At 77.5% G+C, this 11,359-nt stretch carries 13 protein-coding genes; 6 read left to right on the forward strand and 7 right to left on the reverse strand.

The annotated features are described in order from the left end of the window. Positions 1 to 58 precede the first annotated feature (58 nt). Complete coding sequence (locus ACRYR7_RS21050) at positions 59 to 784, reverse strand: HAD family hydrolase (protein WP_432574066.1); 726 nt, start codon at positions 782 to 784, stop codon at positions 59 to 61. Positions 785 to 809: 25 nt separating this feature from the next. Between ACRYR7_RS21050 and ACRYR7_RS21055 the strand changes: the two genes are divergently transcribed. From ACRYR7_RS21055 to ACRYR7_RS21070, 4 genes are read left to right on the forward strand one after another with little or no spacing between them, the layout of a single operon-like run. Beyond that, positions 810 to 1,700, forward strand: coding sequence for a PAC2 family protein (locus tag ACRYR7_RS21055; protein ID WP_432574067.1), 891 nt, complete (start codon positions 810 to 812; stop codon positions 1,698 to 1,700). 55 nt (positions 1,701 to 1,755) lie between these two features. After that, positions 1,756 to 2,424 carry an AIM24 family protein gene (locus ACRYR7_RS21060; protein WP_432574078.1) on the forward strand — a complete coding sequence of 223 codons (669 nt, stop codon included), beginning with the start codon at positions 1,756 to 1,758 and terminating at the stop codon, positions 2,422 to 2,424. After that, positions 2,421 to 3,089, forward strand: coding sequence for an AIM24 family protein (locus tag ACRYR7_RS21065; RefSeq protein WP_432574068.1), 669 nt, complete (start codon positions 2,421 to 2,423; stop codon positions 3,087 to 3,089). The genes ACRYR7_RS21060 and ACRYR7_RS21065 overlap by 4 nt, the downstream gene beginning before the upstream one ends. Then, the gene (locus ACRYR7_RS21070) at positions 3,086 to 3,859 is read left to right on the forward strand and encodes an AIM24 family protein (RefSeq protein ID WP_432574069.1); all 774 of its coding nucleotides are present in this window, start codon (positions 3,086 to 3,088) and stop codon (positions 3,857 to 3,859) included. Before ACRYR7_RS21065 ends, ACRYR7_RS21070 begins: the two co-directional genes overlap by 4 nt. 4 nt (positions 3,860 to 3,863) lie before the next feature. Here ACRYR7_RS21070 and ACRYR7_RS21075 read toward each other — a convergent pair whose 3' ends face one another. Beyond that, positions 3,864 to 4,355 (reverse strand): SIR2 family protein, encoded by a 492-nt coding sequence (locus ACRYR7_RS21075; protein ID WP_432574071.1) that lies wholly within the window; start codon positions 4,353 to 4,355, stop codon positions 3,864 to 3,866. 75 nt (positions 4,356 to 4,430) lie between these two features. On the opposite strand from ACRYR7_RS21075, the gene ACRYR7_RS21080 reads away from it, so the two are divergent. Then, positions 4,431 to 5,597 carry a dipeptidase gene (locus ACRYR7_RS21080; protein ID WP_432574072.1) on the forward strand — a complete coding sequence of 389 codons (1,167 nt, stop codon included), beginning with the start codon at positions 4,431 to 4,433 and terminating at the stop codon, positions 5,595 to 5,597. 34 nt (positions 5,598 to 5,631) lie between these two features. Here the strand turns inward: ACRYR7_RS21080 and mshC are convergent, their stop codons facing one another. From mshC to ACRYR7_RS21100, 4 genes are all read right to left on the reverse strand, one after another. After that, on the reverse strand, positions 5,632 to 6,915 hold the full coding sequence (mshC, locus tag ACRYR7_RS21085) for a cysteine--1-D-myo-inosityl 2-amino-2-deoxy-alpha-D-glucopyranoside ligase (RefSeq protein WP_432574073.1): 1,284 nt from the start codon (positions 6,913 to 6,915) through the stop codon (positions 5,632 to 5,634). A 50-nt stretch (positions 6,916 to 6,965) separates the two neighbouring features. Beyond that, positions 6,966 to 7,883 carry an SCO1664 family protein gene (locus tag ACRYR7_RS21090; RefSeq protein WP_432574074.1) on the reverse strand — a complete coding sequence of 306 codons (918 nt, stop codon included), beginning with the start codon at positions 7,881 to 7,883 and terminating at the stop codon, positions 6,966 to 6,968. After that, positions 7,853 to 8,398: a DUF3090 domain-containing protein gene (locus tag ACRYR7_RS21095; RefSeq protein WP_432574075.1), complete on the reverse strand. Its 546-nt coding sequence runs from the start codon at positions 8,396 to 8,398 to the stop codon at positions 7,853 to 7,855. The genes ACRYR7_RS21090 and ACRYR7_RS21095 overlap by 31 nt, the downstream gene beginning before the upstream one ends. Positions 8,399 to 8,466: 68 nt before the next feature. Then, entirely contained in the window at positions 8,467 to 9,204 is a 738-nt protein-coding gene (locus tag ACRYR7_RS21100; protein WP_432574076.1) for a histidine phosphatase family protein, read from the reverse strand. 72 nt (positions 9,205 to 9,276) lie between these two features. Between ACRYR7_RS21100 and ACRYR7_RS21105 the strand changes: the two genes are divergently transcribed. Beyond that, positions 9,277 to 10,338: a magnesium and cobalt transport protein CorA gene (locus tag ACRYR7_RS21105; RefSeq protein ID WP_432574077.1), complete on the forward strand. Its 1,062-nt coding sequence runs from the start codon at positions 9,277 to 9,279 to the stop codon at positions 10,336 to 10,338. A 48-nt stretch (positions 10,339 to 10,386) separates the two neighbouring features. Here ACRYR7_RS21105 and ACRYR7_RS21110 read toward each other — a convergent pair whose 3' ends face one another. Continuing rightward, complete coding sequence (locus ACRYR7_RS21110) at positions 10,387 to 11,229, reverse strand: undecaprenyl-diphosphate phosphatase (RefSeq protein ID WP_432574079.1); 843 nt, start codon at positions 11,227 to 11,229, stop codon at positions 10,387 to 10,389. Positions 11,230 to 11,359: the final 130 nt, after the last annotated feature.

Below are 11,359 nucleotides of genomic sequence, written 5' to 3' on the forward strand. Positions count from 1 at the left end.
GCCGCCGCTGCCCGGGACGGGCGCGGCGGCGGGGTGTGGGGGTGAGGGGCCGGGCGGCTCAGCCGGCGAGGGTGTCGAGCACCCGCCCGGCGGCCACCGCGCCCAGCGCGTCGACGTCGAGCTCGGCCAGCGAGCGCACCCGGCTGCGCCCGGGGGCGGGCGGGATGGGCACCATGTGCGGGCAGGCCACCACCCGGCAGCCGGCGGCCTCGCCGGAGGCCACCCCGGGCGCGGAGTCCTCCAGGACCACGCACCGCGCCGGGTCCACGCCCAGCAGCTCGGCCGCGCGCAGGTAGGGGTCGGGGGCGGGCTTGCCGCGGGCCACCTCGTCGCCGGCCACGACGACCGCGAAGGCGCCGGGCACCAGGGCGGCCACGGTGCCGGCCAGCGAGCGGTAGGACATCGTCACCAGCGCGCACGGCACGCCGTGCTCGCCGAGGGCGCGCAGCAGGTCCAGGGCGCCGGGGCGCCAGACCACGCTCGCGGAGACCTGGCGCACGACCTCGGCGATCAGCTCCTCCACGATGGCGGCGGGGTCCAGGTGCACGCCGGCCTCGGCGGCCAGGTGCGCGGCCAGCAGGCGGCCGGAGTCCGGCAGCGCGCTGCCGACGAGCTGCAGGGCCTGCTCGTGCGACCAGCTCGCGCCGTGGCGGGCCATCAGGGCGTGCTCGGCGGCGATCCAGTGCGGCTCGGTGTCCACCAGCGTGCCGTCCATGTCCCACAGGACGGCGGCGGGGCGCGCGGGCGCGGTCGGGGTGTCGGGGGTCGGCGTGTCGGTGGGCATCGGGGCGTGAGTCTAGGGTTGGGGGGTGCCTGAGCAGCCTGACGACGCGAGGCCGGCGGCGCCGGTGCTGCGCGACCCCGTGGTGATCGCGGCCTTCGAGGGCTGGAACGACGCCGGGGAGGCCGCCAGCCAGGCGGTGGCGCACCTGCACGAGGTGTGGGGCGCCACGGACCTCGCCGAGTTCGACCCCGAGGAGTACCACGACTTCCAGGTGAACCGGCCCACCGTCCACTACGACGAGGACGGCCGGCGGCGGCTGACCTGGCCCACCACGCGCGTGTCGTACGCCCGCCTGCCCGACGCCTCGCGCGACGTGCTGCTGGTGCGGGGCATCGAGCCGTCGATGCGCTGGCGCACCTACGCCGCGGAGGTCGTCGAGCACGCCCGCTCGGTGGGCGCGAGCCTGGTGCTGACGCTGGGCGCGCTGCTGGCCGACGTGCCGCACACCCGCCCGCTGCCGGTGACCAGCAGCAGCGAGGACCCGGACCTGGTGGAGCAGCTGGACATCGAGCCGTCCCGCTACGAGGGCCCCACCGGCATCGTCGGCGTCGTGCAGGACGCCGTGGCGCGCGCGGGCATCCCGTCGGTGTCGCTGTGGGCGGCGGTGCCGCACTACGTGGGCCAGCCCCCCTCGCCCAAGGGCACGCTGGCGCTGCTGCACCGCGTGGAGGAGCTGCTGGACGTGTCGGTCCCCCTCGGCGACCTGCCCGAGGACGCGCGCGCCTGGGAGCGCGGAGTGGACGAGCTGGCCGGGGAGGACAGCGAGATCGCCGAGTACGTGCAGCAGCTGGAGGAGGCCAAGGACACCGCGGACCTGCCCGAGGCCAGCGGCGAGGCGATCGCGCGCGAGTTCGAGCGCTACCTGCGCCGGCGCGACGACCCGCCGCGCCGCGACGACGGCCCCCGGCGCGGCTGAGGCGGCGCCGACACGCCCCGCGCGCACCCGCGCGGGGGGTGCGGCGGGCGCCATGATGGGCGCCCGGTCACGACGGACGCTGGAGGCGCGGGTGAGCTGGCGGTTGCGGACGCCGCGGGTCCTGGTGGTGGACCTGGACGGCGGCCGGGGCAGCGCGGTGCGCGCGCGCACCGGCTCGATGGTCGCCAGCGAGGGCGAGGTCTCCTTCCGGAACGCCGGCGTCGGCGGCGGGGGCGGGCTGCGGGCGGCGCTGAAGCAGCGGGTGGCCGGGGAGTCGCTGCCGCTGATGGAGGTCAGCGGCCGCGGCAGCGTGCACCTGGCCGTGGAGGCCGGGCACGTGCTGCTGCTGGAGCTGGCGGGCGAGGTCCTCAAGGTGGAGTCCGAGTCGCTGCTGTGCCTGTCGGAGGGCCTGCGCACCGACGTGGCCTTCACCGGCCTGCAGGGCGCCTCCAGCGGGCAGGGGCTGTTCACCACCACCGTCACCGGCCACGGCCGGGTGGCGCTGCTGTCGCTGGGCGGGCCGCCGATCGCGCTGCGGGTGACGCCGCAGACCCCGCTGGTGGTGGACCCGGACGCCTACGTCGGCTCCCTGGGCGAGCTGCGCCAGTCGTTCGTCACGGACGTGTCCTGGCGCGCCCTGGTCGGGGAGTCCTCCGGGGAGGCGTTCTCGCTGCGCTTCGAGGGGCACGGCACCGTCTTCGTCCAGCCGGAGGAGCGCTCGTGACGTTCACCGCGGTCACCTCCAAGGTCGTGCTGGCGCAGGTGCGCCCGGGCGGGGAGGTCCTGGCCCGGCGCGGGGCGATGCTGGCCGTCACCGGGCGGGTGCGCTTCTCCCCCGTCTCCGCCGGCCCGGGCGGCGGGGCCTACGGCGGCGGGGTGGCCGCGGCGCTGGCGCGCGGGCTGCAGGGCGAGGCGGTGCCGCTGATGGTCGCCGAGGGCGAGGGCGCGGTGCACTACGGCTTCCGCGGCCACCACGTCACCGTGGTGGAGCTGGACGGCGGCCGGCCGCTGTCGGTGGAGGCGGACCGGCTGCTGGCCCACGACGCCTCGCTGTCGAGCTCGGTGGTGTTCCTGGGCCGGCAGGGCGGCCTGCGCGGGGCGGTGCGCGGCGCCGTCACCGGCCAGGGGGTGTTCACCACCCAGCTGTCCGGGCGCGGCTCGGTCGCGCTGCTCTCCCACGGCGGCACGTTCGCGCTGCCGGTGACCGGCGGCCGGCAGGTCGTGGTGGACCCGCAGGCGTACGTCGCCCACGAGGGCGACCTGCGCGTGGAGGTCGGCGCGGCGGTGTCCTGGCGCGACGCCGTGGGCCGCGGGTCCGGGGAGGCGGTGCAGCTGCGGGTGTCCGGGGAGGGCACCGTCCACGTCCAGGCCTCGGAGGCGAAGCTGTGAGCGTCGAGCCGCTCGACCCGTCGACCCTGCCCGACCACGGCAACCTGCCGGGCAACGCGCACGCCTACTGCGTGCGGCTGAGCGGGCCGCTGTTCGTGCAGACCGGCCGGATGATCGCGCACTACCCCGCCGGGGGCGGCGCGATCCGCTTCGAGCCGCTGACGGCCACGTCGCTGGGCGCGCTGGTGGCCGAGCGCTTCTCCTCCCCGCTGTACAGCCGGGACTGGGTGGTGGCGGACGGGCAGGGCCACGTGCTCCTGGGCGACCGCGGCTACGACATCAACTCCTACGACCTCGACGACGGCAACCTCACCGTGCGGGCGGCGAACCTGCTGGCCTTCGACGCGGGCCTGGAGCTGAAGGAGTCCATCGTGCCGGGGTTCCTCACCCTGATCGGCACGGGGAGGTTCCTGGCCGGCTCCTCGGGGCCGGTGGTCTTCGTGGAGCCGCCGGTGCGGGTGGACCCCGAGGCGCTGGTGGGCTGGGCGGACTGCCCGGCGCCGGCGCTGCACTTCGACGCCGGCTGGATGGGGCACTTCCTGGGCGCCGCGCGCGGGGCGCTGTTCGGCACCCGCTCCGGCGAGGAGCGCCAGTACGACTTCACCGGCGCCGGCACGGTGCTGCTGCAGAGCTCCGAGCGGCTGCGGGAGGACCCGCACGCGCTGCGCCGGCTGGAGGGCGAGGTGCGCCAGCTCGGCCCGGGCGCCCTGCAGCAGCTGCAGGCCGTGGTGCAGCAGCAGCTCGCCGAGCACCAGCAGCAGCAGCGCTGAGGGCCTAGACGCGCGGTCCGGCCGCCCGCGCGGCGCGCACCGCCCCCAGCGAGTCGCGCAGCTGGCGAACCCAGTCGCCCTCGTGCTGGGCGACGAGCTTGACCGACCACGCCAGCGCCTCCGAGCGCGAGCGGGCCACGCCCGCCTCCACGAGGGTGTCCAGCACCAGGCGCTCGGGCTGGCGCAGCCGCGTCATGACGGGCACGGCCACGTTGGTGAAGACGGTGCGCACCGGCCCGCACGCCGCGCCCCAGGCGACCTTGCGCCCGAAGCGCTCCTCGGCCTGGTCGGCGATGCGCATCCGCGCCGCGCGCGTCTCCTCGCGGAAGCGCTCCACGCGGCCGGCGGCGGCGCTGGGCAGCGCCTCCTGCGCCACGTCGGGCACGGGCAGCGTGCCCACGACCACGACCTCCTCCCGGTCGACGGTGACCTCGACGGCCCCCTCGAACCACTCCTCGGGCAGCCGCCCGGCGAACCACGCCTCGATGTCGTCCATTACACGATTACACGCTTGCAGGCCGTGGGTGTCAACGGTCCGCGCCGCTGCCGGGCGGCCCGCTAGCGTCGGCGCGTGAGCACCCCCGGCACCCGCCCGCCCACCGGCCCCGACGTCCACGCGCTCGCCGGCCACCCCGTCGTCGACGGGCACAACGACCTGCCCTGGGAGCTGCGCGAGCGCTTCGGGGGCGAGCCGGCCGCGGCGTCCCTGGCCACCGGCCAGCCGGCCCTGCACACCGACCTGCCCCGGCTGCGCGCCGGCGGGGTGGGCGCGCAGTTCTGGTCGGTGTACGTGCCCAGCACCCTGCCGGAGCCGCGGGCGGCCGTGGCGGTGCTCGAGCAGGTCGACCTGGTGCACCGCCTGGTGGACGCGCACCCGCGGGAGCTGCGCTGGGCGCCCACCGCGGCGCGGGTGCGCGCCGCGGTCGCCGAGGGCCGCGTGGCCTGCCTGACCGGCGCCGAGGGCGGGCACTGCCTGGCCGGCTCGCTGGGGGTGCTGCGCCAGCTGCGCCGCGCCGGGGTGGCGTACCTGACCCTGACGCACAACGACAACACCGCCTGGGCGGCCTCGGCCACCGGCGAGCCGGTGGACTGCGGCCTGACCGCGTTCGGCCGCGAGGTCGTCGCCGAGATGAACCGCACCGGGATGCTCGTGGACCTCTCCCACGTGCACGAGCGCACGATGCACGACGCGCTGGACGTGAGCACCCGCCCGGTGCTCTTCTCGCACTCCTCGGCCCGCGCGGTCACCGACCACCCGCGCAACGTGCCCGACGGGGTGCTGGAGCGCCTGCCCGCCAACGGCGGGGTGCTCATGCTGACGTTCGTGCCCGCGTTCGTCTCCACCGCCTGCGCCGCGCACCGCGCGGCCGCGGCCGCCGAGCAGCGGCGCCTGGGCCTGGCCGGCGGGCCGTACGAGCCGCGCGGGGACGCCGGCGCCGTCGCGGCGTTCGGGCGCTGGCTCCGGGCGCACCCGCGCCCGCGCGCCACCCTGGAGGACGTCGTGGCGCACGTCGAGCACGCCCGCGAGGTCGTCGGCCCCGCGCACCTGGGCCTGGGCGGCGACTACGACGGCACCGACGAGCTGCCGCTGGGCCTGGAGGACGTCTCCGGCTACCCGCGGCTGCTGGAAGCGCTGGCGCGGCGCGGCTGGTCGCGCGCGGACCTGGCGGCCCTGGCCGGCGCCAACGCGCTGCGCGTGCTGGAGCAGGCGCAGGAGGGCACCGCCGACGCGCTGTGAGCCGCCCGCCCCGGCGGAGCCCCTGGCGGGCGCCTCAGGGCAGGCGCACGCCCAGCAGCGCGGCGACGGTGCGGCGCACCAGGTCCCCGGCGCCGTCGTCGGTGCCCGCGCCGGCGTCGGCGAGGGCGGCGTCGGCCCAGGCGTCCACCGCGGCCACCGCGCCGGGGGCGTCGAGGTCGTCGGCCAGGCGCTCGCGCACGGCCGCCAGCACGGGCGCGGCGTCGGGCGCCGCGGGCAGGGCGACGGCCCGCGACCAGCGCGCCAGGCGCTCGCGGGCGGTGGCCAGCACCGCGTCGGTCCACTCCCAGTCGCTGCGCCAGCGGTGCGCCACGATCGCCAGGCGCACCGCGGCGGGGTCCTCCCCCGCCGCGCGCAGCTTGGAGACGAGCACGAGGTTGCCCCGGGACTTGCTCATCTTCTCGCCGTCGAGGGCGACCATGCCCGAGTGCGCGTACAGGCGCGCGAAGGGCTGCGCGTGCGGGCGCAGCACGTGCGCGTGGGAGGCGCCCATCTCGTGGTGCGGGAAGAGCAGGTCGCTGCCGCCGGCCTGCACGTCCACCGGGGTGCCCAGGTGCTGCAGCGCGATGGCGGTGCACTCCACGTGCCAGCCGGGGCGGCCGCGGCCCAGCTCGCCGGCGTCCCAGCCGGGCTCGCCGGGGCGCTGCACCCGCCACAGCAGCGGGTCCAGCGGGTCGCGCTTGCCGGGGCGGTCCGGGTCGCCGCCGCGCTCGGCGGACAGCGCCAGCATGGTCGCGCGGTCCAGGTGGGAGACCTCCCCGAAGGCGGGGTCGGCCGCGACGGGGAAGTACACGTCGCCGTCCGGCTCCCCGCCGGTGCCGGGCACGCGGTAGGCGGCGCCGGCGGCCAGCAGCTCGCGCACCGCGGCGGAGACGAGGTCCACGGCCTCGACCACCCCGAGGTAGTGCTGCGGGGGCAGCACCGACAGGGCGGTCATGTCCTCGCGGAACAGCTCCACCTGCGAGGCGGCCAGCTCGGCCCAGTCCACGCCGGTGGCCGCGGCCCGCTCCAGCAGCGGGTCGTCCACGTCGGTGACGTTCTGCACGTACGTGACCTCCAGGCCCGCGTCGCGCCAGGCGCGCTGCAGCAGGTCGAAGGCGACGTAGGTGTTGGCGTGGCCCAGGTGCGTGGCGTCGTAGGGGGTGATGCCGCACACGTACAGCGTCGCGGTGCCGCTCTCGGGCCCGGCCGGCTGCGGGCGGCCGGTGGAGGAGTCGTGCAGGTGCACCCGCCCGCCGCGGCCGGGCAGCGCACCGGCGCCAGGCAGGGTGGAGGGGTCGGGGGCGGGCCAGGAACGCACGGGCCGAACCTACCCGCGCCCGGGCGCACCGGCGCGGGTGGGGGCGCCGCTCAGAACGGCGGCCACGGGAGCGTGCGCTGGCCCCGCTGGCGCGGCAGCCGCCCGGCGCGCAGCAGGTGCTCGACGCGCTCGAGGGTGGCGACGACCTCCTCCACGCTCAGCAGCTCCACGAGCACCTCGCCCAGGCGCTCGCCGAGGTCCTCGCGCAGCCGCTCCAGCACGGCGCGCTCCTCCTCCAGCAGGCCGGCCCCGCCCCAGCCCCACAGCACGGTGCGCAGCTTGGGCTCGACGTGGAAGGTCAGGCCGTGGTCCACCCCGTGCACGGCGCCGTGCCAGCCGGGCAGCACGTGCCCGCCCTTGCGGTCGGCGTTGTTCAGCACCGCGTCCAGCACGGCGATGCGGCGCAGGCGCGCGTCGTCGGCGTGGGCGAGCACCACGGGGCGGCCCGCGTGGTCCTCCGCGCGCAGCACCGGCAGCCAGCCGGGCGGCACGCCGCGGGCGGTGGTGACGTCGATCAGCCCGGCGCCGGGCTGCGGCAGGACGACCACGTCCGCGTCGTCCGCGTCGTCCGCGTCCCCGCCGCCGTCCCCGTCCTCGTCGGGGGGCGCCTGCAGCCACAGCTGCACGCTGCCCGGTCCCAGCGGGCCGTCGCGGAAGACGGTGGGCGGCACCACGTCCCAGCCGGTGGCGGCGGAGACGGCGTAGGAGGCCACCTCGCGCCGCGCCAGGGTGTCGTCGGGGAAGTCCCACAGGGGGCGCTCGCCGGCCACGGGCTTGTACACGCACGCCAGCTCCCCCTCGGGGGTGGCGGCCACGGAGTACAGGGTGGCGTTGGAGGCGTCGGCCAGCCGGCCGCGCACCTGCAGCTCGCCGGTGGCCAGGCGGGCCAGCGCGTCGGCCTCGGCCACGCCGGCGAACGCGCCGGGCGCCGGGGCGCTCAGCGCCGGTAGCCGTTCGCGCGCGGGCACACGTGTCCCCCGGGGTCCAGCGGCCCGGCGCAGAACGGGCACGGCGGGCGCCCGGCGGCGACCAGGGCGCTGGCGCGCTGGGAGAACGCCCGGGCGGTGGCGCCGTCGAGCGAGACGCGCAGCAGGTTGCGGGCGGGGTCGGGGTCCAGCGCCGCCTCGACGTCCTCGTCGTCGACCTCGAAGCACTCGATGACGACGACCTCGCGCTCGGAGTCCCAGGCCAGGCTCATGGTGCCCACCCGGAACTCCTCCTCGATGGGCACGTCCAGGGGCGCGGTGTCCTCGGTGCCCGTCGGCGGCAGCGCCGGCACGGGCGCCTGCCCGCCGGAGCGGCGCACGATCTCGTCGAGCAGCTCGCTGACCCGCTCGGCCAGCGCGGCGACCTGGGCCTTCTCCAGCGCCACCGACGTCAGCCGGCCGCCGCCGCGCGCCTGCAGGAAGAACGTGCGCGCCCCGGGTTCGCCGACGGTGCCTGCGACGAACCGCTCGGGCGGGTCGTAGTCGTGGACCGGCATGGTGCGACCCTAGCGCCGCGCACCGGGCGCGCCCGCCGGGCGCCCGCCGCCCGCGCCCGCCGGGCCGCTCAGGCGCCGGTGGAGCCGCCGACGACCGCGTCGGAGGAGGCGGTCCCGCGCGCGCCGGCCGCCCCGCGGCGCCGGCGCTTGCGGCGCGGCGCGAAGCCGGACAGGTCGCCGCCGGAGTCGTTGGTGCGCAGCACGAAGGGCCGCAGCGGGGCGTAGCGCACCACGGACACCGAGCAGGGGTCGGCGCTCAGGCGCTGGAAGAGGTCCAGGTGCATGCCCAGGGCGTCGGCGAGCACGGCCTTGATGACGTCGCCGTGGGTGACGGCCACCCAGACGGCGTCCTCGCCGTGCGCGGCGGACACCCGCGCGTCGTGCTCGCGCACGGCGGCCACCGCGCGGTGCTGCATGCTGGCCAGGCCCTCGCCGTCGGGGCCGGGGAAGACGGCGGCGGAGGGGTGCGCCTGCACCGTGCGCCACAGCGGCTCCTTGGCCAGGCCCTTCAGCTCCCGGCCGGTCCAGTCGCCGTAGCGCACCTCGCCCAGGCCGTCGTCGACGAGCACCTCCGGGCGGGGGCCGTCGGGGCCGGGCACCGCGACCAGCGCGTCGGCGGTCTGGCGGCACCGCTCCAGCGGGGAGGAGACCACCGCGGCCAGCGGCAGCGGCGCCAGGCGCTGGGCGAGGGCGGCGGCCTGCTGCTCGCCGTGCGCGTCCAGTCGCACCCCCGGCGTCCAGCCGGCCAGGACGCCGGCGGTGTTGGCCGTGGTGCGGCCGTGGCGGACGAGCAGGAGGGTCGGCACGGCCGTCAGCCTAGGGGGCGGTGCGCGCGCTCCCCGCGGGCGGCGCCGCACGGCCCGCGGCACGATGGGCCGGTGATCATCGACGTCGCGACGTACACCGACGGCCGGCGCGAGGAGGTCGACGACCTCGCCGCGGCCCTGGAGCGCTGCCGCCGCGGCGAGCGCGGCTTCCTGTGGCTGGGGGTCAAGGACCCCACGGCCGCGGAGTTCGCCGGCGTCGCGCAGGCGCTGCACCTGCACCGCCTGGCCGTGGAGGAGGCCGTGCAGGGGCACCAGCGGCCGAAGATCCAGCGCTTCGACGACGTGACGTTCGTGGTCCTGAAGGCGCTGGCGTACTACGAGGAGCGCTCGGCGGTGGAGACCGGGGAGGTGATGGTCTTCACCTCCGAGCACTTCGTGGTGACGGTGCGCCGCGGGGAGCCGGGCGACCTGGGCCCGGTGCGCGAGGCGCTGCAGGCCGACGGGCACCGGCTGCGGCTGGGCCCGCCGGCGGTGCTGCACGCCGTCATGGCGCACGTGGTGGGCGGCTACCGGGGCGTCGACGAGGCCCTGGAGCAGGACGTGGAGGAGATGGAGGAGCAGGTCTTCTCCCCCGCGCGCAGCTCCGACGCCGAGCGCATCTACTCCCTCAAGCGCGAGGTGCTGGAGGTGCGCCGGGCCGCGGCGCCGCTGGTCGCGCCGGTGCGGGCGCTGGTCGAGCGCGGCGAGGCCCCCACCGGCGCGCGCGGGGCGGCGCCCGGGGCCGCCGGGGAGGTGCTGCACCGGGGCGCGGGGACGGGGGCGCACGCGGCGGCGGGCGAGGGCTCCCCGGAGCAGGCGGTGTTCCTGCTGCGCGACGTGCTGGACGACCTGGTGCGCACGGTGGAGCACGTGGAGGGCTACGACCGCCTGCTCAGCGACATCCTCAACGCGCACCTGGCGCAGGTGTCGGTACGGCAGAACGACGACATGCGCACCATCTCCGCGGTGGCCGCGATGGTGGCGGCGCCCACCCTGATCGCCGGGGTGTACGGCATGAACTTCGAGCACATGCCGGAGCTGGGCTGGCGCCTGGGGTACCCGGCGTGCCTGCTGCTGATGGCCGCGGTCAGCCTGCTGCTGTACCGGGCGTTCAAGCGCTCCGGCTGGCTGTGAGCGCGCCCGCCCCGCCCGGCGGGGCGGGGCGGGCGGGGCGGGCGGTGCTCAGGCGGTGAAGGCGTCGTTGAAGGCCGGCAGGGCGCCGAGGGCCACCAGCGCGTAGACCACGACGGCCAGCACGAGGCGGTAGACCACGAACACCGTGTAGCTGTGCGTGGAGATGTACCGCATGAGCCAGGCGATCACCGCGTAGCCGACGGCGAAGGCGACGACCGTGGCCAGGACCGTGGGGCCCCAGGCCACGCTCGCGCCGGCGCTGAGCTCGTCGTAGAGCTGGAACAGCCCGGAGGCCACCACGGCCGGGATCGCCAGCAGGAAGGAGTAGCGGGCGGCGGCCTCGCGCGTGTAGCCCAGCAGCAGGCCCATGGTGATGGTGCCCCCGGAGCGGGACACGCCCGGGATCAGGGCCAGCGACTGCGCCAGGCCGAACAGCAGGCCGTGCTTCCAGGTGAGCCGGTCCAGCGTGCGCTCCTTGCGCCCGAAGCGGTCCGCGGCGCCCAGCAGCAGCGCGAACACCCACAGCGTGGTGGCGATGACGACGAAGCCGCGCAGCACCGTCTCGATCTGGTCCTGGAAGGCCAGGCCGAGCACCCCGATGGGGATCGTGCCGAGGATGACCAGCCAGCCCATCCGGGCGTCGGGGTCCGAGCGCGGCACCCGGCCGGTCAGCGAGAGCACCCAGCGGCTGACGATGCGGCCGATGTCGCGCCGGAAGTACAGGACGACCGCCGCCTCGGTGCCCAGCTGGCTGATGGCGGTGAAGGCGGCGCCGGGGTCGTCGGCGCCCACGAGGGTGCCCACGATCGCGAGGTGCCCGCTGGAGGAGATCGGCAGGAACTCCGTCAGGCCCTGCACGAGGCCGAGGAGGGCGCCCTCGCCCAGGCCCATGCTCACGCGGCGGCCCCCCCGCCGGCCCGGCCCCCCCCCCCGCCCCCCCCGCCCGCGGGCGGCGGCCGCCCCCCCCCCCCCCCCCCCGCCCGCCCCCCCTGGCGCCGCCCACTGACACACCCACCACCCA

This window comes from Kineococcus gurbantunggutensis (assembly GCF_050871925.1).
Lineage (GTDB): Bacteria > Actinomycetota > Actinomycetes > Actinomycetales > Kineococcaceae > Kineococcus.